Below are 23050 nucleotides of genomic sequence, written 5' to 3' on the forward strand. Positions count from 1 at the left end.
ACCCGGCCACCGGCCCGCACATAGAAAACAGGGGCCCGGGGCAGAGCCCCCCACGCGGCGCCAGCCGCATATCGAACGCAGCCGGGAAGGGGCGGGTCAGGGGAGAGAGCCCGCCCCCGGTTCCCCTGGCCGCCCCAAGCCGTCTCAGTCCACCTCCGCCACCGCCTGCGCGAACTGCGACGCGTACAGCCGCGCGTACGCGCCCTCCGCCGCCAGCAGCTCCTCATGCGTACCGTGCTCGACGATCGAGCCCGACTCCATCACCAGAATGACGTCCGCGTCCCGGATCGTGGAGAGCCGGTGCGCGATCACAAAGCTGGTCCGGCCGTGCGACAGGGTGGCCATCGCCCGCTGGATGAGCACCTCGGTACGGGTGTCGACGGAGCTGGTCGCCTCGTCCAGCACCAGGATCACCGGGTCCGACAGGAAGGCACGGGCGATGGTGATCAGCTGCTTCTCGCCGGCGCTGATGCCGGCCCCCTCGTCCTCGATGACGGTGGCGTAGCCGTCCGGCAGGGTGCGTACGAACCGGTCGGCGTGGGCGGCCCGGGCGGCTTCCTCGACCTGCTCCCGCGTCGCGCCCTCGCTCCCGTACGCGATGTTGTCCGCGATGGTGCCGCCGAACAGCCAGGTGTCCTGCAGCACCATGCCGATGGAGGAGCGCAGTTCCTCCCGGGACATCGTGGCGACGTCGGTCCCGTCCAGAGTGATGCGCCCGCCGGTCACCTCGTAGAACCGCATGAGCAGGTTGACGAGGGTGGTCTTACCGGCACCGGTGGGCCCGACGATGGCGACGGTGTGCCCGGGATCGACGACGAGCGACAGGTCCTCGATGAGCGGCTTGTCCGGCTCGTACCGGAAGGCCACCGACTCGAAGCCGACACGCCCGGCCAGTTCCTGAGGCCGCGCCAAAAGCGCCGGGTCCGGCGACTGTTCGGGCGCGTCGAGCAGCTCGAAGATCCGCTCCGCCGACGCGACCCCGGACTGCACCAGGTTGGACATGCTCGCCACCTGCGTGAGGGGCTGGCTGAACTGCCGCGAGTACTGGATGAAGGCCTGTACGTCGCCGATGGACAGCGCCCCGGCGGCGACCCGCAGCCCGCCGATGACCGCGACCAGCACATAGTTCAGGTTTCCGATGAACATCATCGAGGGCTGGATGATCCCGGAGATGAACTGCGCCCGGAAACCGGAGCGGTACAGCGCCTCGTTCTGCTCGCGGAAGGCGGTCGCGGACTCCTCCGCGCGTCCGAAGACCTTGACCAGGGCGTGCCCGGTGTACATCTCCTCGATGTGCGCGTTGAGCTTGCCGGTGATCCTCCACTGCTTCACGAACTGCGGCTGCGCCCGCTTGCCGACAGCCGTCGCGACGACGACCGACACCGGCACCGTGACCAGGGCGATGAGCGCCAGCAGCGGTGAGATCCAGAACATCATCACCAGGATGCCCACGATCATCAGCAGCGAGTTGGTGATCTGGGTCATCGTCTGCTGCATGGTCTGGGCGACATTGTCGATGTCGTTGGTGGCACGGCTGAGTACCTCGCCGCGTGCCTGCCGGTCGAAGTACGACAACGGCAGCCGCGCCAGCTTCTCCTCGACGTCCCCCCGCAGCCGGAAGACCGTCCGCTGGATGACCTTGGTCGCCAGCCGGCCCTGGAAGACCCAGAAGACCCCGCCCAGCGCGTACACGCCGAGCACGGCGAGCAACACCGCGCCCACCGCGCCGAAATCGATGCCGTGCCCCGGCGTGAAGTCCGTCGAGCCGAGCATGTCGGCGAGGGTGCCATGACCCTGCTGCCGCAACCGCGCGACGGCCTCCGCCTTGGTCGTCCCGCCCTGCATCTGCCGCCCGATCACCCCGGCGAAGATCAGGTCCGTGGCGCGGCCCATGATCTTCGGGCCGACGACGTTCAGGGCGGTGCTGATGACACCGAGCGCCAGCACCGCGTACATACCCACGCGGTCCGGTCGCATCAGCCCGAGCATCCGCTTGCCGGAACCCTTGAAGTCCATGGACTTCTCCGTGGGCTGGCCACCCATCATGCGCATGGGCCCGGCGGCCGGAGCGGGCCCCCGTTTGGAAGTACCCGGGGCACTCTGGGTGGTCACGCCGCCTCCTGCTCGGTGAGCTGGGAGAGCACGATCTCCCGGTATGTCGGGTTGTCCGCCATCAGTTCATGGTGGGTGCCGGTGCCGACGACCTGGCCCTCGTCGAGGACCACGATGCGGTCGGCCTCGCGGATGGTGCTGACCCGCTGGGCGACGATGACGACCGTCGCCTCGGCCGTCTCATGGGCCAGCGCGGCCCGCAGCGCGGCGTCGGTGGCGTAGTCGAGCGCCGAGAAGGCGTCATCGAAGAGGTAGATCTCCGGCCGCCGCACCAGCACCCGCGCGATCGCCAGCCGCTGCCGCTGACCGCCGGAGACATTCGTGCCGCCCTGCGCGATCGGGGCGTCGAGCCCACCCTCCAGCCGCTCCACGAAGTCCCGCGCCTGCGCGACCTCCAGGGCGTGCCAGAGCTCCTCGTCCGTCGCGTCCGGATTGCCGTAGCGCAGGTTCGAGGCGACCGTCCCGGAGAAGAGATACGGCTTCTGCGGTACGAGGCCGACGGTTTCGGCGAGCAGTGCCGGTTCCAGCTCCCGGACATCCGTGCCGTCCACCAGCACCTCGCCGCCGGTCGCGTCGAACAGCCGCGGGATGAGCCCCAGCAGGGTCGTCTTGCCGCTGCCGGTGGAGCCGATCACGGCCGTGGTCTCGCCGGGCCGGGCCACCAGGTCAATGCCGCGCAGCACGGCGACCTCGGCGCCCGGGTAGCGGAACTCGGCGTCGCGGAGCTCCAGATGGCCGTGCCGGCTCAGGAGCCGGACCGGGGAAGCCGGTGGCACGACGCTCGAATCGGTTTCGAGCACCTCCTGGATGCGCTCCGCGCAGACCTCGGCGCGCGGCAGCATCATGAACATGAAAGTTGCCATCATGACCGACATAAGGATCTGCATCAGGTAGCTGAGGAACGCCGTCAGGGCGCCGATCTGCATGTTGCCGCTGTCGATCCGCTGCGCGCCGAACCACAGCACCGCGACACTGGAGGCGTTCACCACCGTCATCACAAGGGGGAACATCAGCGCCATCAGCCGACCGGTGGCGAGCGACATCTCGGTCAGCTCTTCGTTGGCGACCGCGAAGCGCTTGCGCTCGTAGTCGTCCTTGACGAAGGCCCTGATCACCCGGATACCGGTGATCTGCTCACGCAGCACCCGGTTCACCGTGTCAAGACGTTCCTGCATGGTGCGGAAAAGCGGCCGCATACGCCGCACGATGAGGGTGACCAGCACGCCGAGCACCGGTACCACCGCCAGCAACAGCGAGGAGAGCGGCACATCCTGGCCGAGGGCCATGACGATGCCGCCGACGCACATGATCGGTGCCGAGACCATCAGGGTGAGGGTCATCAGCACCAGCATCTGCACCTGCTGGACGTCATTGGTCGTACGCGTAATAAGAGAAGGCGCCCCGAACTGTCCGACCTCGCGGGCCGAGAAGCTCTGCACCCGGTCGAAGACCGAGGCCCGGATGTCGCGGCCGACCGCCATGGAGGTGCGCGCCCCGAAGTAGACCGCGCCAAGCGCGCAGACGACCTGGAGGACGGTGACGGCGATCATGATGCCGCCCAGCCGGAGGATGTAGCCGGTGTCGCCCTTGACCACACCGTTGTCGATGATGTCGGCGTTGAGGGTGGGCAGATAGAGCGTGGCGATCGTCTGCACGAGCTGGAGCAGCATGAGCAGGGTGATGGGCTGTTTGTAGGGATGGAGATGTGAACGGAGAAGTCGGATCAGCACGCGGAAATCTCTCGGAGTCGATGTGACCGGCGGGCGATCCTATCTTCTGATGTTTGGCTGCTGCATTCGATTAAACGCCGGAAAAGGCGCCCGGGTGGGTCTGGTCCCGGACCGCCGCGTACTGCTGGCGCACCGCCTGCCCGATCGGCGCGTCGTCCTCGCCCGGCTCCAGCAGCTCGTGCCCGTACGGCTGCCACCGCGGCGGTTCCGCCGCTGACCCGGCCCCCGACCGCGACGCCGACCCGTACACCGCGCCCAGCGACCACGCCGCCTGCCGGGCCGCCCCCAGCGCCGCGTACTCCGCTGGCTGCGGCAGCACGATCCGCGCCCCCAGCAGCGCCGGCGCCATCGACCGCACCGCCGGCAACTCACCCGCCGGGCCCAGCAGGAACACCCGCCGAACCTCCACCCCGCGCCCGCGCAGCACATCCAGCGCGTCCGCCAGCCCGCACAGCATCCCCTCGAACGCCGCCCGCGCCATATGCTCCGGCTTCATGCTCTCCCGCCGCAGCCCGGCCAGCGTCCCGGCGGTGTGCGGCAGGTCGGGAGTGCGCTCACCCTCCAGATACGGCAGCAGCACCAGCCCGTACGAACCCGGCGTGGACCGCATCGCCAGCGCCGACAGCCCGGCCAGATCCGTCCCCAGCAGTTCGGCGGTCCCGCGCAGCACCCGTACGGCATTGCGGGTGTGCACCACCGGCAGATGCCGCCCGGTCGCGTCCGCGAACGAGGTGATCGTCCCGCTCGCGTCGCTCAGCGCCTCGCCATGCACCGCGAACACCGTCCCCGAAGCCCCCAGCGACACCACCGCGTCCCCCGGCCCCAGGCCAAGACCCAGCGCCGCCGCCATGTTGTCGCCCGTACCCGCCGAGATCAGCAGCCCTTCCGGGGTCTGCCCGGCAGGCTCCGCCGGACCCAGCACCTCCGGCAGCGCCACCTCGTGCCCCAGCGCCAGCTTCACCAGATCACTCCGGTACTCCCCGGTCGCCGCCGACCAGTACCCCGTACCCGAAGCGTCGCCCCGGTCCGTCGTACGCCGCTGCGGCCGGCCCAGCAGCTGCCACACCAGCCAGTCGTGCGGCAGCAGCACCTCCGCCGTCCGCCGCGCCGCCGCCGGCTCGTGCTGCGCCAGCCACCGCAGCTTCGCCACCGGATACGCCGCCTGCGGCACCGCCCCGACCGCCTCCGCCCAGCCCGCCGGCCCGCCCAGCGCCTCCGTCAGATCGGCTGCCTGTATCTGCGCCCGCTTGTCGTTCCACAGCAGCGCCGGCCGCACCAGCGCCCCGCCCGCGTCCATCGCCAGCATCCCGTGCCGCTGCCCCGACACCCCGATGGCGCGTACGCCCTCCAGGACCCCGTCCTTGGCCGCCTCGCCCAGCGACATCAGCCACGCCTGCGGATCGATCTCCGTCTGCGGTGCCTCGCCGCCCCCGCTCACAGGGTGTGCGGCATGGCCATGCCGCAGCACCGCGCCCGTTTCCGCGTCACATACGACGACGGTCGTCCCGCTGGCTGAGCTGTCGATGCCCGCAACTATCCCCATGCGGGGAAATGATGCCTTACGGCGTGCGGCGCACTAAATCTGCCCCGCCCCCCGACCTCGCACCGGGTCACGTATTGCTCGTGCCCCAGCCGTCCTCCACCGCCGCACCCTTCCGTCGCAGCCGCTTCACCTGCGCCGTCACGCTCGCCGGCACCTTGTCCCCGACCTTCCCCTTCACCGCGTCCACAGCCTTCAGAGCCGCCCCCCGCCCCGTCTGCCCCGCGGTCTCCGCCGCATTCCGCACCGCCGGATTGTGCGCCACCCGCTGCGCACTCTTCCGCAGCTGCTCGTACCTCTCCCGCCCGGCCCGCGCCCCCAGCACGTACCCGACGGCGACTCCCGTGATGAACGTCAGCCGGTAGCGCATGGTTCAACCCTTCCTCGGACCCAGTGCGGACGACCACTCCTCTGCCGCCTACCCGCAGTAGCCGAGGGACAACCCCGGCGATACCGGTTGGCGAACCACCCCCTCACTTGCGCTAATGTATGTGTCGCAGCGAGTGCACGCCCGCCGGGAGGCCGGAAGTGGGTGCAATCGGTGCACGCCAAGCAATCCCCTGTAGCTCAATTGGCAGAGCAGCCGGCTGTTAACCGGCAGGTTACTGGTTCGAGTCCAGTCGGGGGAGCGCAGTCCCCTGTAGCTCAATTGGCAGAGCATTCGGCTGTTAACCGGAGGGTTGCTGGTTCGAGTCCAGCCGGGGGAGCAGGACGATGAGGACCCCCTCGGGGGTCCTTTTTCGTACCCATGGGAACCGTTCACCCAGTGATCGAAGTCCACCGTACGAGGTGTCTGTGACCCGCAGGGGCGACAGATCGTATGAGCAGCTATGCTGCGGCAGACGACGTGCCCAGCACGCTGTACGGGGCGGTAGCTCAGCCGGTTAGAGCAGCGGACTCATAATCCGTCGGTCGTGGGTTCGAGTCCCACCCGCCCCACTTTGATGGTCGGTAAGAAACGCTTTGACCTGCGGAAACGCCCCTTCGGGTGGCTCGCTTGGTCTAGGTGGGGGGCAACGGATTTAGTTCGTAGGTCGCGGGTTTGTGAATCTGGTGCCCGGAGCGGTCGATCTGCAACCGTAAAGCCTGTGACCTGCGCATTTGTGATCGCGGGGCGTTCGGAACGGTTGCCTGCTGGGTCCTGAAAGGTTGCGCTGGCCTCAAGGGGAGCCCCAGGGGAGCCCGTCTGTGCAGGGAGTGTGCACGGGCTGCCCCGCTGGCCCGGACCGTGGCGGGTACGAGTTCGGTGCCGGTGTGGGGAGGTGCCTGTGTCTACGGCCATGAGGAAGCACCTGGTGTCGGGGTGACGGACGCGCTGCAGGCCGCCGGATGGACCTGGCGCGGCATCGCCTCCCGGCACAAGCCGGTCTCCCGACCGCAGCGGGGCCGCCTGAAGCAGTCGTGCGAGTACATCGTCTGGGCACCAAGGGCCCGGTCGACGCGGACCGAAACCCCGTCTACCTGCCCGGCCTCTACACCGCGAGTCAGCTGAGGAAGCCGGGCGCACATCAGCCAGAAGCCCGTCGATGTCATGCAGGAGCTGGTCAAGATCTGCCCGCCAGGCGGCACCGTCCTGGACCCCTTCAGGATCCACGGGCGTCGCCGCGCTGAGTGAGGGGCGACGGTTCGTGGGCATCGAACTGTCGGGCCACTGCGCTTTGACCTGCGGGGAGGGCAATGCGCCGAAGATCCATACGTAGCCCGCGGCGGCCAGACGCTGGTTCTTCACCCTGCGGTGGCGCACGCTGTGGCTCTTGCCGCGTTTGGCCGGAGGCCGTCGGGAGCATGCGTCACTGAATGATGGGCAAAAGGGTCATATGGGCGCCCTTCGTTTGTTGGTGGACCGCCTTCTGGAGCAGCCATCGGGGCGGGGGCTGGTGGCGATCCCGCTCATGCTGATCCTGGGCGGCCCACGCTTTGTCCCCACCGGATGTCCGCCTGGGTTCCCTTCTTGTGATCGCGCCCGCCCTCACGCCCTCGTTTGCCGGGCCCCGGCTGACCGCTCTGTTCGGGCTCCTGGCCGTGATCGTCCTGGTGTCACCGAGGCTCTGCGCGGCATGTTGGCGACGATGCACACCCACGCGCAGCTCGAGACCCTGCTGGACCTCCTCGCGGCCGAACCGCAGCTCGTCGCCGCCCGGCCAGGCCAGCCCCTGACCGGAAGCGGCCCTACCCCGTCATTTCTCCCGCCGCACCTCGATCAGCAAAGCCTGCTCGGGGTTGAGGGTTGGCATGGGTACTCCGGCGACCGCCAGCACGGCTCCCGGCAGTTCGATCCAGTCCTGTACCGCTTCGGTGAGCCAGGCCGGGCTGCTGGTCTGGTGGAAGGAGGGCAGGCCGAGGTCGGTGCGTACGCGTACCTGGTAGCGGGTGTCGGCGTAGAGTCCGGGCAGGCGTACGCGTCCTGACTGGCCTTCGGGTGAAGTCGCCACGCGCGCCCAGCAGTAGATGGCGGCCGACCCGTCGTGGGCGACCACGCCGTGCAGCAGCCGGGCCTCGTCCTCCAGGTCGGCGCGGACCGTACGGCCGCCGTGCAGCAGCGGGCGCAGCTCGCGGTAGAGCGCGGTCCAGGCGGTGAGCCGGGCCAGCTCCTCGGGCGGGCACTGGGTGATGTCCTGCTCGATGCCGGGGTGCCCGAACAGCGCGGTGGTCAGCCGGAAGGCGTCGGAGCTGATCCGGGCGGTGGTGTGGCTGGGCGAGGGGCCGAAGTGGGCGCCGATCAGCTCGGGCGGCAGGAGTTGGGCCGTCCAGCGCTGGATGGACTGGCGTTCCACGGGGTCGTTGCAGTCCGATGCCCACACCCGGTCGGTCCTGGCGAGGATGCCCAGGTCGATCCGGCCGCCGCCGCTGGCGCAGCTCTCGATCTCCAGACCGGGGTGGCGTTCCTTGAGCGCGTCCAGCAGCCGGTAGAGGGCGTCCACCTGGGCGTGCGCGGCTGGGCGGTCGTCGGGGCCGTGCACGGGCTCGTGCAGCTCGCGGTTGTGGTCCCACTTCAGGAACGCGATGCCGTACGTGTCGACGAGCCTGTCGAGGGACTTGAGCAGGTACGTGAACACCTCGGGGTTGGCGATGTCCAGAGCGTACTGGTTGCGGGCGGTGGGGCCGACGCCCGCGGCCGGGCCGAGCACCCAGTTGGGGTGCTCGCGGGCCAGGTCGGAGTCGAGGTTGACCATCTCCGGCTCGACCCACAGCCCGAAGTCCATGCCGAGGGCGCGTACGTGGTCCACCAGCGGGCTCAGCCCGTCCGGCCAGACCGCGGGGTCGACCGTCCAGTCGCCGAGCCCGGCGTTGTCCGCGCGGCGACCGGAGAACCAGCCGTCGTCCAGCACGAAGCGCTCGACGCCGACCTCGGCGGCCCGGTCGGCCAGCCGCAGCAGCCGGTCGAGGTCGTGGTCGAAGTAGACGGCCTCCCAGCTGTTAAGGACGAGAGGGCGGGGCGCGGACGGGTGGTTGGGCCGGGCTCGCATCAGGGTGTGGAAGCGGTCGGCGAGGCCGTCGAGTCCTTCGGCGGACCAGGCGAAGTGGCAGGCCGGGGTGCGGTAGGTCTGACCGGGCTCGAGGCGGATCTCGCCCGCCCGAAGCAACTCGCCGCCGCCGAGTACGGAGGCGTGGGTGCCCGCGCCTTCCGGTAGCTGCTCGACTAGGTAGCGCTGGTCGCCGCTCCAGCCGACATGCACCCCCCACACCTCGCCGGCACCGAAGCCGAAGCCGGGTACGCCGACGGCGAGCAGGTAGGGCGAGTCGAGGCCCGGCTTGCCGCGCCGCACCTCGCGGGAGTGGACGCCGTGGGCGATGGTCCGCCGCTGGGGAGAGCGCTCCCGGCTCCACTTGCCAGTGAAGTCGAGGATCTCGGTGGCGCGTCGGGGCAGCGGCAGAAGTGTGAGGACCTGCGCGAGGTCGTACGGCGCCGGATCGCCCTCGGTACGGCGGGTGATTCCCGAGGCGACGGAGAGAACTCCGGACGGGCCCAGCGTGTAGGTGAGGGTGATGTCGAGGTCGGAGGAGGCGTCCGTCAGTTCGACCTGTATCTCGCCACTGCCGTCCGACTCCTGACGATAGGTCGTGCCGGTCGTGGTGAGCCGGGGGGCGGCAGCGGTGCCCGCGAGGTGGCCGTGGTGGGCGGGCGTGCCCGACCAGCCGTCGGCCTCGGTGGGCCACACGGTGAAGTGGCGGGGGACGTCCACGGAGTTGTTGAGAATCGCGGGCTCGGCGGTCAGGCTCAGCGCTGCGAAGTCCGCGTCGGTCAGCTCGCCGAGGTCCGCGCCCCAGTGGAGGACTCTGGGTACCGGCTCGGTGAGTTCCACGGTGAAGCAGGTGCCGGCCGCGCGCAGGGAGATGATCCGCGCGGGGGTGGTGGGCATGGAGAGACCTTTCCTGATCTGCGGCCGGACGTGCGGTGGGTAGGCACGTCCGGCCGCAGAGCGTCTACAGAGGTGGTGCGTCAGTTCTTCTGGGTGAGTACGGTGTGGCTCTGGCTCTGCATCTGTGCGAAGACGCTGTCGTTCTTCTGACCGGAGAAGTACGCCTCGAACAGCGGCTCGACCGCGGCCTGCAGGGCCGCACCGTTACGGAAGTCCGGGGCCGGGTAGAGAGTCTTGTTCTTGAGCATGTCGGTGAACACCGACAGATCGATGCCCTGGCTCTTGAGAGCCTTCGCGGAGGCGTCCATGGAAGCGGGGATGGACGGGAAGAAGGTGCCGGTCGTCGACGCCTTGGACTGGCAGGCTTCCGAACCCATATAGGAGACCCACTTCCAGGCCAGGTCGGGGTTCTTGGTGCCCGACCAGATGTTGTTGCCGTTGGAGTTGCTCATCACGGAGCGGGTCTTGCCGTCGGGGCCGAGCGGGGTGGGGGCGATGCCGACCTTGAGGTTCGGGATCTTGGCGAGGGTGGATGCCTCCCAGGAGCCGCTGGTCTCCATGGCGACCTTGCCGGAGGCGAGCAGGTCGATGTCCGAGGCTACGGACGACCCGAGCTTGGGCGCGTACCCCTTGTTCACCAGGGTACGGATCCAGTCCATCGTCTTCACGAACTGCGGATCGTTGTAGTTCAGGGATGTGGGCCAGCTCCCGTTGTTGCTCAGCCGCCAGCCGGTGGTGGAGATGAAGGGGCTCCAGGTGGTCTGGCCCAGGAAGTCCTTGGCAGCCATCTGGCCGAAGCCGTATGTCTTGATGTGGTTTTTGTCGAAGCCGGGCTGGTCGCCGCGGCGGCCGCTGGTGTCCACTGTCAGGTGGGCGATCATCTTTCCGATGGTGCCGCCGTTGTCGGGGTTCCAGTTGAGGTTGTCGGCATCCTGCTGGGTGTAGCCGGCCTTGGCGAGCGCGTCGGCGTTGAAGAACAGGCCGGCAGCGGCCCAGTCCAGGGGCAGGCCGTACTGTTTTCCGTCGGTGTACTTCCACGAGTCCACCCCGACGGAGAAGCGGGACAGGTCGAAGTTGTCCTTCTTGATGTAGCTGTCCAGCGGCAGCAACTGGTTCTGGTCGGCATACTGCTGGAGGTACGTGACGCTGTCCTGGAAGGCGTCGGGGGCGTTGCCCGCGACGAACCCGGCGGTGAGCTTCGTGAAGTAGTCCGTGACACCGTACTGCGAGATCTTCACGGTCACGCCGGGGTTGGCCTTCTCGAAGTCCGTCGCGCAGACCTGGTACGCGGCGGCCTGCTTGTCGTCCCAGGTCCACCAGTTGACGGTCTTGGAGCCGGAGGCGGAGCTGGAGCTGCTGCCGGAGCAGGCCGAGACCACGGCGGCCAGAGTGAGGGCAGCGCCCAGCGCCGCGACCTTACGAACTCTCGTCATTTCTTCTTTCACTTTCTTTGAGTGGGTCGACTGTCCAGGAGAGCGGTGAGGAGGTCAGCGCACTGGACGGTCTTTGGGCGGCTCTGGGCCTGTGCCCTGGATCAGGGCGCCGAAGGCGGCGGCGACAGCGCCGCCGCGAGTGCCGGAGCACTCGGTAAACTCGTTTACTTAATGCCGGAGAAGCCAATGGAGTTGACGATGCGTTTACCGAAGGCGAGGAAGAGGAGAAGCATCGGCAGGGCGGCGATGAGGGCGGCGGCCATCAGTCCGGCCCAGTCGGGGGCGGCTGTCGGCGAGGACTGTTTGAACACGCCCAGTGCGAGGGTCAGCGGCTGCACGTCCTGGGAACTGGTGACCAGCAACGGCCAGAAATAGTCGTTCCAGGCGTTGACGAACATCAGCAGCGAAACCGTCGCGATCGGTGCGGATGACATGGGCAGGACGATCCGGAAGAAGATCCGCAGTGGTCCGGCGCCGTCGATGATCGCGGCTTCCTCGATTTCGCTGCTGAGCCCGAGCATGAACTGCCGCAGGAAGAACAGCGTGAACGCCTGGAAAAGTCCCCCGGGCAGGATCAGCCCGCCAAACGTGTTCGTCAATCCAAGGTCTTTGATCAACACGAAGTTCGGCAGCAGCATGAAGACGCTGGGAACCATCAGGGCGCTGATGAGGACGTTGAAGACGAGGTTGCGGCCGCGCCAGTGCAGCCGGGAGAAGGCGTAGGCGCCGGCGGAGGAGAACAGCACGATCAGGACGGTCTGGCTGGTCGCGTAGATCACGGAGTTGCGCAGGTACAGGGGAATGTCCAGGAAGGCGCCGGAGCCGCCTTGGGCCTGGGCCTGCGCGGGGGAGGCGATGCCCAGGGCGCGTTCGAAGGCCCCCCAGGTGAAGCCGACCGGCAGCGGCGAAGAAGGATGACTTGCCAGCAAGTAGTTGTTGGACAGCGCGGTGCGCAGGATCCAGTAGAACGGGAAGAGCGTGATGACCACGACGACGGCGAGATACGTCCACGCCACGATCCGGCCGGGCGAGAGCTTGCGGGACCGGCTCGGGGAACCCGGACGCTGCCCGTTCCGCGTGGGTGCGAGGGTGACGGCCATGACAGCCTCCTTCAGTTCAGGTCGGATTCGTTGGCGCGGGCGAGCCGTAGCTGGGTGAAGGTGACCGCGATGAGCAGGGCGAACAGGGCCAGCGACATGGTCGCGGCGTAGCCGAAGTCGAACTGGCTGAAGGCCTTGTTGTAGATGTACATCTGCAGCACGTTGGAGGCGTAGGCCGGGCCGCCCTTGGTGGTGACCTGCACGATGTCGAAGACCTGGAAGGAGTTGATGACGGTCAGTACGACGACCATCACCAGGATCGGGCGCAGCAAGGGCACGGTCAGGCGACGGAACATCTGCCACTCGCCGGCGCCGTCGACCCGGCCGGCTTCGTAGATGGTCGGCGGGATGGTCTGCAGACCGGCAAAGATCAGCAGGGCGTAATAGCCCATCCACTTCCAGACGCTGATCGCGGCGATGGAGGGGATCGCCCAGTTGCCGCTGCCGAAGAAGTCTATGGAGTGGCCGGTCAGATGCTGCAACGCGATGTCGATGATCCCCAGCTGGGGGTCGAGCATCCACTGCCACACCAGCGCGGCGATCACGTTGGAGATTAGGAACGGCAGCAGGATGACGCCGCGCAGTGCCGAGGAGCGGGTGACCCGGTGCAGCACCACGGCCGTCACCAGCGACACCAGCGTGCCGAACACCACCGACAGAATGACGAAGTACACCGTGACCCACAGCGAGTGCCAGAAGACGTCGTCGTGGATCATCTCGCGGAGGTTGGCCAGGCCAACCCAGTTCGGCGGGGAGAGGACGTGGAAATCGGTGAAGCTGAGGTAGATCCCGCGGAAGGTCGGATAGGCGTAGAAGATCAGGAAGCCGACGACCGACGGGATGATGAGCAGCAGCGCGACCGGCAGGTCCCTGCGGCGGGCCGCGGCCGACCTGGTGGGCGTGCCCCGCCGCACCTTCGCAGGCTTGTCGTCCTTCTTCGTGAGCGGTGAGGTGACCGTGGTGGCCACCGCGCCGGCTGCGCCGGACGGCGGTTTTACCGGCGTCATGTGGTTGCCCTGGGGTGTGACCACCACGGCACTCTCCTTTGCGTGTTGCGTGATGCGTGTTGCGGGTAAGACGATGAGGTCGAGATCGCGTTAGGCCGTGTCCGTCCGATCACGAGCGGCCCTTTCGCCGCCCCTCCCAGCCTGGCGGCTGGGTGGGGGTCCTCCCCCTGGCTTCGCCGGGGGGACCCTCACCGGCCGAAGGCTGGGGGGTCCTCCCCCCGGCGCGGCACCCCGGCGTTGCCGAGACGCCCGAACAGAGCCACTGTGCAAGCGCTCCGGCGCCTTGCGATGCACCGTGCCTGGGGGTCCCCCCAGCCTTCGGCCGGGGGACCCCCACCCGGCGTCCAGCTGGGGGAGCGACGCCTTGACCGCACGTGATCGGCTGGACTCGGCGTTGTTAGACGGTGAGCTTGTCGATGTCGGGTGCCCAGTCCGTCGGGTTGGTGAAGGTCAGGGTGTTGCTGCCTGCCTTCAGAGGAATGGGCACGGTGATGGACTGCGCGGTGTCCCAGGTGTTTTCGTTGGTGCCGGACAGCGGGACCTGGATGGTCTTGTCGCCCACGGTGATGTCGATGATTCGGCTGGAGTCGCCGTCGACGTAGTCGAGCCTCATCAGGTAGCTGCCGTCTTTGGGCGCGGTGACGTTGTTGATGGCTACGGAACCCCAACTGAGATTGGTGACCTTCTTGCCGTCGGAGCAGCCCGAGCAGTCGACGACGCTCGCGCTGCCGGTGAGGGTGTTGCCCGACGCCTCGGCCTCGTAGCCGGTCGGCCCGCCGGCCGCCGGCGTTGTGACGGCGACGGCCTTGCTCGGGACGGACCTCTGGCCCTTGGTGTCGTGCGCGACGACGGTGAAGGCGTAGTCGGTGGCCGAGCTCAGACCGCTGACGGTGGTGGTGGTGCCGCCGCTGGTGGTGGCGACCTTCTTGCCGTTCGCGTAGACGGTGTAGCCGGTGGCGGGTGAGGCGCCGGTGTTCACCTTGTCCCAGGCCAGCGACACGCTGCTCGCGGTGGAGGCGGTGCCGTGCACGGCGAGCGGGGTGCCGGGTGCGCTGCTGTTCTTCGGGGTGATCGTGAACAGCCGCGAGCCGTGCGACGGGAGGTTCTCGGTGAGGCTACCCGAGACGCTGCCGAGGTTCTTGTGGCTCCACAGGTCGCGTACCGACGCCTTGCCGCTGATACCCAGGTCGGAGAAGTCCGCGGTGACGTCGCTGGAGCCGGCCCCCAAGTTGAACAGGGCCACGGTGTAGCTGCCGTCGGCGTTGCGGGCGTACCAGACCTGTTGGTCACTGGTCTGGCTGACCGGTTTGGCCGGGTTGCCGGCCTGGTCGACCGCGATGACCTCGTCGTTGGTGAGCAGCGACAGGCCGTACGAATCGAGCTTGGTCAGGTCGTCACCGGAGTACAGCGGCGCGGACTCGATCGCCCACAAGGTGGCGTAGCTCTGCCTCTCGGCATCGGTGATGCCGTCCATGGCGCCGACGCCCACGTCGAGGGCGTCGAGGTTGTTCCAGTGGCCGGGGCCCGCGTCGGGAATCCACTGGACGACGTCGTTCCAGCGCCCCTTGACGGAGTTGTTCCACGTCACCAGCGAGTTGCAGTAGCACTCGACGTCGGTGTCGACCCGCCAGCCGTTGGAGTTGGCCTTCCACACGTCGGCCTGGGTGTGGCTCAGCGACCACGACAAGGTGAGCTGGATTGGGCGGCCCGTCTGCTGCAGCGCTGTGTGGAACGCCTTCACGTCGGGGGTGTTGTCGTGGGCCGCGTCGCCCTGCCACGAGCCCGGGCCCACACCGTCGACCTTCAGGAAGTCCACGCCCCAGTCGGCCAGTTCATCGGCGACGGAGTCGATGTACTTCTGCGAGCACGGGTTGCTGAAATCCATCTGGTACGCGGATGTCCACCCATTGGTCTTGCGTAGGTCGGGGTAGACGATGTCTGCGGTCGTGCAGCCGGGTGCGTTGTAGATCGGGGTCTTGCCGTCGTTGTACGCCGCGGGGTCGAGGCCGACCGCCAGATAGAGGCCAAACTTGAGGCCCTTGGCGTGTACGTAGTCCCCCAGGGACTTCATGCCGTCGGGGAACGTGGAGCTGTTCGCTATCGGGCGGCCGTACTGGTCGAAGCCGTTGGTCCAGCCCGCGTCGACGTTGACGTACTCGTAGCCGTGGGACTTCAGCTTCGAGGCCATCACGTCGGCCTGCTGCTTGATGTGGGCCTCGGTGAGCCAGCTGAACCCGCCGTAGCCGGGGGAGCTGGTTGCCTCCAGGCTCCAACTGCTCCAGCCCATGTACGGCTTGGCGGCCAGGACAGGTGTGCCGCTATGGCCTCCACTGACGTGAGAGGTTGCGGCCGCGGACGCGGCGGTCGGCGCCGTGAACGACGCCGCGGACGCGGCGGTCGGCACTGCGAACCACGCCGCGAGAGCGGTGGCGGCGATGACGGGCAGGGTACGTAGCCTGATGCTTTTGGATCGCGGTCTGTGGTGTGACGAATATGCGGGTCTTGCTGGACGAACCATGGGTTACTCCATCTCGGCGCGAAATGGCACAGCGGGCCCCTGACGAGTCCCTGTAGTGCCCATGCACGGTCAGCCGCATGACGAATTGGTTGGCTGGGGCAGTTCGGGCCTGCCCCCCCGTACCCCTCTCAGCGGTGGTCGTCCCGGAGCACCAGCGGAGGGTGACAACAACGCGGTCGGCTGGGCAAAAAACCGGCCGCTACCTGCATCGGAGGACCGTCTCATCCACCTGAAGCGAGGTGCGGCGAATGTAGTCAGGCTTTCCTTCCAGCGTCAACATATTGCGCAACGCGAATGATGAATATTCGTCAAAGGAATGACTCCGACTGGCCAGATAGCGGGTGAAGAAGCCACTATCCAGGCGTGATGGAACGGCTTTCTTATTTTCTGGTGGAAATGTATGGTCGCCGAATGATGCTCGCCGACCAGCCGCCCGCGGCCGCCCTGGTCTTCCAGACCCTGCTCGCCCACGGCCCCCTGAGCCGGGCCGAGGTCGGCCGCCGTACCGGGCTGTCACCCGGCGCGGTCACGAAGGTGGCCACCCCCCTGCTGGCCGACGGCTGGATCGCCGAGCTGGGTCGGCCCGCCGTGGAGCGGGCACACGGCCGCCCCGCCACACTGATCTCGGTACGCGCGCAGCGCGCCCGCTTCTTCGGTGTGAAGATCACGGCGGACGAGCTGATCGGCGTCGTCACCGACCTCGCCGCGCAGCCGCTCGCCACCGCCCGGGCCGCCTTCGCCTCGCGTGATGTGGGCACTGTCGTACTCGCCATCGCCCGGCTGATCGAGCGGCTGCGGAGCGAGGTGGGCGCGCTGGAGGAGGGCGTGGTGCACAGTGTCGGCGTCACCATCTCCGGGGACGTGGACGGCCAGAACGGCACCGTGCAGTACTCGCCGTTTCTTAACTGGCGCCGGGTGCCGCTCGCCCAGCTCGTCGAGACCGCCACCGGCATCCCGACGGTGATTGAGAACGACGTACGGGCGCTGACCGTCGCCGAGCAGTGGTTCGGCGCCGGGGCCGGCTTGTCGTCCTTCGCGCTGGTCACCGTGGGCGCCGGCATCGGCTGCGGGCTGTCCATCGGCGGCCGGGTGGTCGCGGGTGCGCACGGGGTGTCAGGAGAGATCGGACATCTGCCGGTCGGCGGCAGCAACCGCGTATGCACCTGCGGCAACACCGGTTGCGTCGAAGCCGTCGCCTCCACCCACGCCATCACCGAACAAGCCCGCCAGGCCGGCGGCAACCCCACCCTGACCATGGACGAAGCAGTCGGACTCGCGCACGCCGGCGACCCCGCCGTACGCGCCGTCTTCTCCCGGGCCGGACACGCCATGGGACTCGCCCTGGCCTCCGTCGCCAACCTCATCGGCCCCGAACGCATCGTCATCTCCGGCGAGGGCGTGGCCTCCTACGCCCTCTACGAGGACCAGATCCGGCAGACCTTCGGCGCCCAGGCGTTCGGTGCGGCCGCCGACTGCGACCTTGTGGTCAGGCCGCTGCCCTTCGAGGAATGGGCCCGCGGCGGGGCTGCGGTCGCCGCCCAGCACCTCTTCGCCCCCACCAAGTGACGCTTCCGGATTACGTCCGCCCTCCCGCACACATCTCGTCTGGTCCGGCGAACCACGAACACCGTCGGCCGTCCGGTTCCATCACCTCCTGGAAAGTGCATGACATGCTGAACCTTGCTTCCGAGTGGATATCCCGCGGCACCGGCATTCCGTCCGGCGCTCTCTGGTACGCCCGCCCGGCCACCCGCTGGTTCGAGGCGCTCCCCATCGGCAACGGCCGCCTCGGCGGAATGGTCTACGGCGGTACCGACCGGGAGAGAATCCAGCTGTCGGAGTCGACGGCGTGGTCCGGCGAGCCGTCGACGGCCGATGTGAGCCCCACCGCACAGCAGTACCTCGCGTACATCCGCGAACTTCTCTTCGCAGGCCGCCATGCCGAGGCACAGCAGCTCGCCACCGAGCACCTCCTGGGCAGACCGGAGTCGTTCGGAACCAACCTGCCCCTGCCCGAGGTGCAGCTGGATTTCCTCTCCGAGACTCCGGTCCGGGACTACCGCCGGACCCTGGATCTGGACACGGGCGTCGCATCCATCACCTACGAACAGGACGGCGCACGTAACACGCGCGCCGTGCTCGCCTCGAATCCGCACGGCCTCATCGCGGTCCGTCTCACCGCCGACCGGCCAGGCTCGATCGGATTCTCCCTCGCGATCCAGGACGGGGTGATTCCCGGACGCATCGTGGCCACTGACACCGGCGTCGTCCTTCGCGGCCATGCCTATGAGAACCTCCACAGCAACGGACAGCAGGGTGTCGCCCTGGAGATCCATACACGCCTCGAAGCCGAGGGTGGATCCGTCCGCTGTGTCGACGACACGCTGCACCTGGAGGGCGCGGACGCGGCAGTGGTCTACGTCGCCGTCGGTACGAGTTGGGCGGGCGACGATCCGGCGTCCCGGGCGAACGCACTCCTGTCAGCGGCCCTGGACGCTGGGTACGCGGCGGTCCGCGCCGCGCACATCGCGGATCACCAGGGCCTGATGCGGCGGGTCTCCATCGATCTGGGGAGTGCACAGGGCGACGCGGCGGCTCTGCCGACCGACGAACGCCGTGCCCGGTTCGCCTCTGGGGAAGCCGATGACGGACTCATCGCGCTGTACTTCCAGTTCGGCCGCTACCTGACCGTAGCCGGTTCCCGCCGTAACTCACCTCTCCCGCTGGCTCTCCAGGGACTCTGGAACGACGGTCTGGCCAGCAGCGCGTCCTGGACGAACGACTTCCACCTCGACATGAACACGCAGCAGAACTACTGGGCGGCCGAGCCGACGAACCTCGCCGAGTGCCAGGAGCCGCTGTTCCGCCTCATCGAGACCACAGCCGCACACGGGCGTACGACCGCCACAGCGATATACGGCGCTCCCGGGTGGGTCGCGCACACCGTCACCAACGCCTGGGGCTACACCGCCCCCGGTTCGGGCATCGGGTGGGGCTTGAACGTGACGGGAGGGGCTTGGATCGCCCTCCAACTGTGGGAGCACTACCAGTACGGAGGCGACGAGGTCTTCCTGCGTGAGCGGGTGTACCCGGTCTTCCGGGAGGCCGCCGAGTTCTTCCTGGCCTATCTGGTGGCGGAGCCGGAACACGGCTGGCTTGTCGCCGGCCCGTCGGAATCCCCGGAGAACTGGTATCTGGCGCCTGACGGCAGCCGGTGCTCGATCTCCATGGGATCCACCGCCGACCGGGTCTTCGTAGAGGCCGTGCTGCGTATCTGCGCCGAGAGCGCTGAGCTACTCGATGTCGATGTCGAGCTCAGGGCCCGGATCGCTTCGGCGCGCCGCTTGCTGCCGCCGTTCCAGATCGGGCGGCACGGACAGCTGCAGGAGTGGCTGCACGACTTCGAGGAGGCCGATCCCAGCCACCGCCACACCTCGCATCTGAGCGCTCTCTTCCCGGAACGGCAGGTCACGCCGCGGGACACGCCGGCCCTGGCACGTGCCGCGGAGGTCACGATCGAGCGCAGGCAGCAGGCCCCAGGCTGGGAGCAGACGGAGTGGGTCGAGGCTAACTTCACCGTCTATTTCGCCCGCCTGCTCAAGGGCGACCAGGCCCTTGCGCACCTCACGAACCTGATCACCGACGCGAGCGAGGCCAACTTGATGTCCTACTCCGCCGGCGGGGTGGCCGGGGCGGCGCAGAACATCTACTCCTTCGACGGCAACGCGGGAGGGACCGCCGGGATCGCTGAGATGCTGCTGCAGTCCGATGGCGACCAGATCGAACTGCTGCCGGCACTCCCGGCGAGCTGGCGGGACGGGTACATCTGCGGACTGCGGGCCCGCGGAGGCTTCACCGTCGATCTTCGCTGGCGCGACGGGCGCCTCGACGCCGCGCGTATACACTCCTCCGCGGCCGGAAGCACCCGACTGCGCTACGGCCAGGAGATCCTTGAGGTGACGCTCGACAAAGGGGAAGCGGTTGCCGTCGGCTTGAGCTGACGACAACCGCTTCCCCCGATGGTCACTGGGCGATCTGACCGCCATCGACGAGAAGGGTCTGCCCGGTGACCGCGGACCCGTCGAGCGCGATGAACGCCACGGCTGAGGCGATCTCATCGGCCTCCAGCAGTCGGCGCATCGGGATCTGCTCGATCCACTGCGTCATCCGCTCCGGGTCGTCCATCCCGACCGTGTCGAGGATCGGAGTGCGGGTGCGGCCCGGCGCGACGGCGTTCACCCGTACTCCGTACTGCGCCCACTCGACCGCGAGCGACCGTGCCATCTGGGCCACTCCCGCCTTCGCGACGTCGTAGGCGACGTGGTACTCGGGGTTGGAGCCGATGAAGGCCGCGATGGAGGAGATGTTCACGATCGATCCGGACCGCTGGCGCACGAAGTGCCGGCCGAACTCGCGGCAGGCCACGAAGGTACCGGTCAGGTCGACGCTGAGGATGCGGTTCCACACCTCGTCGGTCACGTCGAGCGCGGCATCCTCATGAGCGATCCCCGCGTTGTTGACAAGGATGTCGACGTGTCCGAATCTCCGTACCACCTCGTTGGCCGTCGCGGTGACGGCCAACGGGTCCGAGACGTCGAGCGGCAGGAACGCGCAGCCCAGTTCCTTCGCCGCGGCGGCTCCTGTCTCCGGATTGCGGTCGGTGACGACGACGCGCACGCCGCGGGGCGCCAGGGCCGCGGCGATGGCGTAGCCGATCCCCTGGCCGGCGCCGGTGACGACAGCCACTTTCTCGTCGGAGCGGTGCAGTTGCGACTCGGACATTTCAATCTCTTTCCCTGGATCTACGAAGGCTCTGCGGGCCGTCGGGCGGCTCTCGTCGTGGAATGGATGCCGTCACACCGTCCTGGTGCCTCCCACTCCCGGAATCTGCCAGCGGGCCCGCGCGGACGGATCGATGGCGGTCGAGGCGCCGGGACTCTGCGGGCGCTCCATCAAGCCCTCGCGGACGACACTCCGCTCGACGAACGCCTCCTGGGTCCACGGGATGAACTCGACGAGGGGAGGCACTTCGGAAAGGACGGTGCCCACCAGGTGTTGGTGCACCTGCATCATGTCGCCGGCGTGTGGAGCCAAGCGCAGTCCTCTCGATGCGGCATGGCTGGCGATCTGCAGCCACTCCGTGACGCCGCCGACCCGGGTGACGTCGGCTTGCACGACCCGAATGGCGTCCGCCGCCACGAAGGAGGCGAACTGGTGGTAGGAGTAGATGCTCTCTCCGGCAGCGACATCCAGCCGGGTAGACGCCTGCAGGCGGGCGTGTGCCTGGAGATCGTCGGCATGGAACGGCTCCTCGACCCAGTCCATCGCTACTTCCTCAAAGGCGGGCATGATCTTGTTCGCCGTCGACAAGTCCCAGCGCTGGTTGGCATCGCACATCAGAGTGACGTCGTCTCCGATCGCCCGGCGGACGGCACGCGCCCGTCGTGCGTCCTCCCTCCAGTCGGGGCGGCCCACCTTGATCTTCACCCGGGACCATCCTCGGTCGATCAGCGACGTGAGGTCCCGGACCAAATCGGCATCGGTAAGGTTGAGCCAGCCCCCATCGGTGTTGTACGCCTCGACGCTGTCCGGTGTCCCGCCGAGAAGTCGCCACAGGGGCATGCCCGCGCGCTGCGCGGCGAGGTCCCACAGGGCGATGTCGACCATCGCCAAGGCCATGTGGATGACGCCGGCCCGGCCCATCCAATGCGTCGGCAGCCAGTAGAGGCGCTTCCAGGTGCCCAGGATGTCCTCCGACGAGGTGTCGAGGAGAGCGTCGGCGTAGTAGGAGGTGATCACGTCGGAGAGGAGTTCAGGGGCGCAGTGGATACCGGAGATCCCGGTCCCGACACGGCCGTCGGCGGTGCGGATCTCCACCACGGGCACTGTCCAGTGCGCCAGGGCGGCCGTGGCGTCGGCGATGGGCCTCTTGAGGGGCACGGCGAGGGCGTACGTCTCGACGGACGTGATTACAGCACCGTCGTCGCCACGCAGGAGGTCGGCGCCGTGCGCGGACAGGAGCCCGCGGGCGGTACCGAAGGGAGTCTGATCGGTCATTCCTCCAGTCGGCCATGGCGGCTGGGGCTCGTCAATGCCGAGATGCGGATGCGGGTGATCTGCCGCGCAGATGTCGCCCCGATGGATACTTGCGCTGACAGTGGTCTAGCTGTTGCGCTGAGGAGGTTTCGTAAATGGCACTTGAGCTGGCGTGGCTGCGCACGTGGGTTGAAGTCGTGGACGCCGGCGGCTTCACGCGAGCAGCCGAGCACATGCACTTGTCGCAGCCGCGGGTCTCGGCGCACATCGCGAGTCTCGAACGAGAACTGGGATGCTCTCTGATCGAACGCCGGATCAGACCGCTCACCCTCACCGACGACGGCCGTGCCTTGCTGTCCAGGGCTCGGGCCGTCCTCGCGGCCGCCGACGAACTGGTCACCGCGCGCCAGACCGACCGCGGAACCATCTCGGGAACCGTAAGCGTCGCGAGTTTCGCCAGCGGAAGCTCCGAATTTCTCCCAGGCGTCATCACCAAGCTGTGGGAAGAGCATTCGCAGATCCATGTCGCGGTGCTCGACGGAGATGTCGGCTTCATCGAGGCGGCACTGTCCGAGCGTCGGGTTTCGGTGGCGCTCCGTCCGATCCGGCCCGAGCCTCACGATCAAGCGTTCACCATGCGCCCGCTGTGGCGAGAGCCGTTCGTCATGCTCGCGCCGACCGGCCACCCGCTGCTCGAAAAGAGCGAAGTCGACCTGCGCGATTTCGCGAATCAGAGGGTAATCACCATCGGCAATCCGCTTGCTAACACGGTGGTCGGCTATGAGGCCGAAGTCGAGCTGAGCGTCAAGGACATGGTCGCCCCCTACGGCACCATTTCCCATCAGCCGACGACACTCGGCGCCATGGTGCGAGCCGGACACGGTATCGGAATCATCAACTATCTGGGTGCGGTGATGATCCAGCGTGAGGGCATGGAAATGCGGCCCATCCGCGACCTTCACCGATACCGCGATGTCGGCATCTGGTGGCATTCCGAACGTCCCCTGGGTGCGGCTGCCCAGGCGTTTATCCGCGCGGCCATCCGGGCACCTCGGCCAGAGGGCACAACGGCTATTCCGCCGCCCTGAATCACCCTGCACTATTCGCAGTGCGGATATCGGCCATCCGTGACTCACCATTGACGTGGTCGCTGTCCCGGGCGAGGTTGGTCCGCAGTAGCCTGCAACGGGACAGCAGCGCGGTTGCCGGCTGT

The 23050-nt window shown here is 68.0% G+C and carries 14 protein-coding genes, 3 tRNA genes and 1 pseudogene; 7 read left to right on the forward strand and 11 right to left on the reverse strand.

The window, feature by feature from the left end:
• Positions 1-144: 144 nt before the first annotated feature.
• The 4 genes from FCI23_RS14840 to FCI23_RS14855 form a co-directional block, all read right to left on the reverse strand.
• Positions 145-2043: an ABC transporter ATP-binding protein gene (locus FCI23_RS14840; protein ID WP_407645961.1), complete on the reverse strand. Its 1899-nt coding sequence runs from the start codon at positions 2041-2043 to the stop codon at positions 145-147.
• Positions 2044-2108: 65 nt separating this feature from the next.
• A complete protein-coding gene (locus tag FCI23_RS14845) occupies positions 2109-3842 on the reverse strand; it encodes an ABC transporter ATP-binding protein (RefSeq protein WP_136724330.1) in 1734 nt (577 codons plus the stop codon).
• Between the two features lie 70 nt (positions 3843-3912).
• On the reverse strand, positions 3913-5385 hold the full coding sequence (locus tag FCI23_RS14850) for an FGGY family carbohydrate kinase (RefSeq protein ID WP_136724332.1): 1473 nt from the start codon (positions 5383-5385) through the stop codon (positions 3913-3915).
• A gap of 67 nt (positions 5386-5452) precedes the next feature.
• Positions 5453-5752 carry a YtxH domain-containing protein gene (locus FCI23_RS14855; protein WP_136724334.1) on the reverse strand — a complete coding sequence of 100 codons (300 nt, stop codon included), beginning with the start codon at positions 5750-5752 and terminating at the stop codon, positions 5453-5455.
• Positions 5753-5938: 186 nt separating this feature from the next.
• Between FCI23_RS14855 and FCI23_RS14860 the strand changes: the two genes are divergently transcribed.
• The 4 genes and pseudogenes from FCI23_RS14860 to FCI23_RS59560 all read left to right on the forward strand — a co-directional run.
• Positions 5939-6011, forward strand: a tRNA-Asn gene (locus tag FCI23_RS14860).
• A gap of 5 nt (positions 6012-6016) precedes the next feature.
• Positions 6017-6089 (forward strand) — tRNA-Asn (locus FCI23_RS14865).
• Between the two features lie 158 nt (positions 6090-6247).
• Positions 6248-6321, forward strand: a tRNA-Ile gene (locus FCI23_RS14870).
• A gap of 367 nt (positions 6322-6688) precedes the next feature.
• A pseudogene (locus FCI23_RS59560) lies at positions 6689-7082 on the forward strand (DNA methyltransferase); the annotation flags it as partial.
• A gap of 477 nt (positions 7083-7559) precedes the next feature.
• Here FCI23_RS59560 and FCI23_RS14880 read toward each other — a convergent pair.
• The 5 genes from FCI23_RS14880 to FCI23_RS14900 form a co-directional block, all read right to left on the reverse strand.
• On the reverse strand, positions 7560-9743 hold the full coding sequence (locus tag FCI23_RS14880; protein ID WP_136724336.1) for an alpha-galactosidase: 2184 nt from the start codon (positions 9741-9743) through the stop codon (positions 7560-7562).
• Between the two features lie 80 nt (positions 9744-9823).
• Positions 9824-11176, reverse strand: a complete 1353-nt coding sequence (locus FCI23_RS14885) for an ABC transporter substrate-binding protein (RefSeq protein WP_136724338.1) — start codon at positions 11174-11176, stop codon at positions 9824-9826.
• Positions 11177-11340: 164 nt separating this feature from the next.
• Positions 11341-12276, reverse strand: a complete 936-nt coding sequence (locus tag FCI23_RS14890) for a carbohydrate ABC transporter permease (protein ID WP_136724340.1) — start codon at positions 12274-12276, stop codon at positions 11341-11343.
• 11 nt (positions 12277-12287) lie between these two features.
• Complete coding sequence (locus FCI23_RS14895; protein ID WP_136724342.1) at positions 12288-13310, reverse strand: carbohydrate ABC transporter permease; 1023 nt, start codon at positions 13308-13310, stop codon at positions 12288-12290.
• A 370-nt stretch (positions 13311-13680) separates the two neighbouring features.
• On the reverse strand, positions 13681-15570 hold the full coding sequence (locus FCI23_RS14900; protein ID WP_246143712.1) for a fibronectin type III domain-containing protein: 1890 nt from the start codon (positions 15568-15570) through the stop codon (positions 13681-13683).
• 642 nt (positions 15571-16212) lie between these two features.
• Here FCI23_RS14900 and FCI23_RS14905 point away from each other — a divergent pair.
• Both FCI23_RS14905 and FCI23_RS14910 read left to right on the forward strand, forming a co-directional pair.
• Entirely contained in the window at positions 16213-17367 is a 1155-nt protein-coding gene (locus FCI23_RS14905) for an ROK family transcriptional regulator (RefSeq protein ID WP_136724346.1), read from the forward strand.
• Between the two features lie 104 nt (positions 17368-17471).
• Positions 17472-19802 (forward strand): glycoside hydrolase family 95 protein, encoded by a 2331-nt coding sequence (locus tag FCI23_RS14910; RefSeq protein WP_136724347.1) that lies wholly within the window; start codon positions 17472-17474, stop codon positions 19800-19802.
• Positions 19803-19824: 22 nt separating this feature from the next.
• Here FCI23_RS14910 and FCI23_RS14915 read toward each other — a convergent pair whose 3' ends face one another.
• Entirely contained in the window at positions 19825-20583 is a 759-nt protein-coding gene (locus FCI23_RS14915) for an SDR family NAD(P)-dependent oxidoreductase (RefSeq protein WP_136724349.1), read from the reverse strand.
• A 72-nt stretch (positions 20584-20655) separates the two neighbouring features.
• Positions 20656-21858 (reverse strand): mandelate racemase/muconate lactonizing enzyme family protein, encoded by a 1203-nt coding sequence (locus FCI23_RS14920; protein ID WP_136724352.1) that lies wholly within the window; start codon positions 21856-21858, stop codon positions 20656-20658.
• Between the two features lie 134 nt (positions 21859-21992).
• On the opposite strand from FCI23_RS14920, the gene FCI23_RS14925 reads away from it, so the two are divergent.
• Positions 21993-22925 (forward strand): LysR family transcriptional regulator, encoded by a 933-nt coding sequence (locus FCI23_RS14925; RefSeq protein WP_136724354.1) that lies wholly within the window; start codon positions 21993-21995, stop codon positions 22923-22925.
• Positions 22926-23050 lie beyond the last annotated feature (125 nt).

Source organism: Actinacidiphila oryziradicis (assembly GCF_005047355.1).
Lineage (GTDB): Bacteria > Actinomycetota > Actinomycetes > Streptomycetales > Streptomycetaceae > Actinacidiphila > Actinacidiphila oryziradicis.

What these genes read in the sequence shown, in the direction of transcription:
- FCI23_RS14840 (WP_407645961.1), bottom strand. Translation starts at nt 2,043, where the DNA reads ATGGGTGGCCAGCCCACGGAGAAGTCCATGGACTTCAAGGGTTCCGGC.
- FCI23_RS14850 (WP_136724332.1), bottom strand. Translation starts at nt 5,385, where the DNA reads ATGGGGATAGTTGCGGGCATCGACAGCTCAGCCAGCGGGACGACCGTC.
- FCI23_RS14855 (WP_136724334.1), bottom strand. Translation starts at nt 5,752, where the DNA reads ATGCGCTACCGGCTGACGTTCATCACGGGAGTCGCCGTCGGGTACGTG.
- FCI23_RS14880 (WP_136724336.1), bottom strand. Translation starts at nt 9,743, where the DNA reads ATGCCCACCACCCCCGCGCGGATCATCTCCCTGCGCGCGGCCGGCACC.
- FCI23_RS14885 (WP_136724338.1), bottom strand. Translation starts at nt 11,176, where the DNA reads ATGACGAGAGTTCGTAAGGTCGCGGCGCTGGGCGCTGCCCTCACTCTG.
- FCI23_RS14890 (WP_136724340.1), bottom strand. Translation starts at nt 12,276, where the DNA reads ATGGCCGTCACCCTCGCACCCACGCGGAACGGGCAGCGTCCGGGTTCC.
- FCI23_RS14900 (WP_246143712.1), bottom strand. Translation starts at nt 15,570, where the DNA reads ATGGGCTGGAGCAGTTGGAGCCTGGAGGCAACCAGCTCCCCCGGCTAC.
- FCI23_RS14905 (WP_136724346.1), top strand. Translation starts at nt 16,213, where the DNA reads ATGATGCTCGCCGACCAGCCGCCCGCGGCCGCCCTGGTCTTCCAGACC.
- FCI23_RS14910 (WP_136724347.1), top strand. Translation starts at nt 17,472, where the DNA reads ATGCTGAACCTTGCTTCCGAGTGGATATCCCGCGGCACCGGCATTCCG.
- FCI23_RS14915 (WP_136724349.1), bottom strand. Translation starts at nt 20,583, where the DNA reads ATGTCCGAGTCGCAACTGCACCGCTCCGACGAGAAAGTGGCTGTCGTC.
- FCI23_RS14920 (WP_136724352.1), bottom strand. Translation starts at nt 21,858, where the DNA reads ATGACCGATCAGACTCCCTTCGGTACCGCCCGCGGGCTCCTGTCCGCG.
- FCI23_RS14925 (WP_136724354.1), top strand. Translation starts at nt 21,993, where the DNA reads ATGGCACTTGAGCTGGCGTGGCTGCGCACGTGGGTTGAAGTCGTGGAC.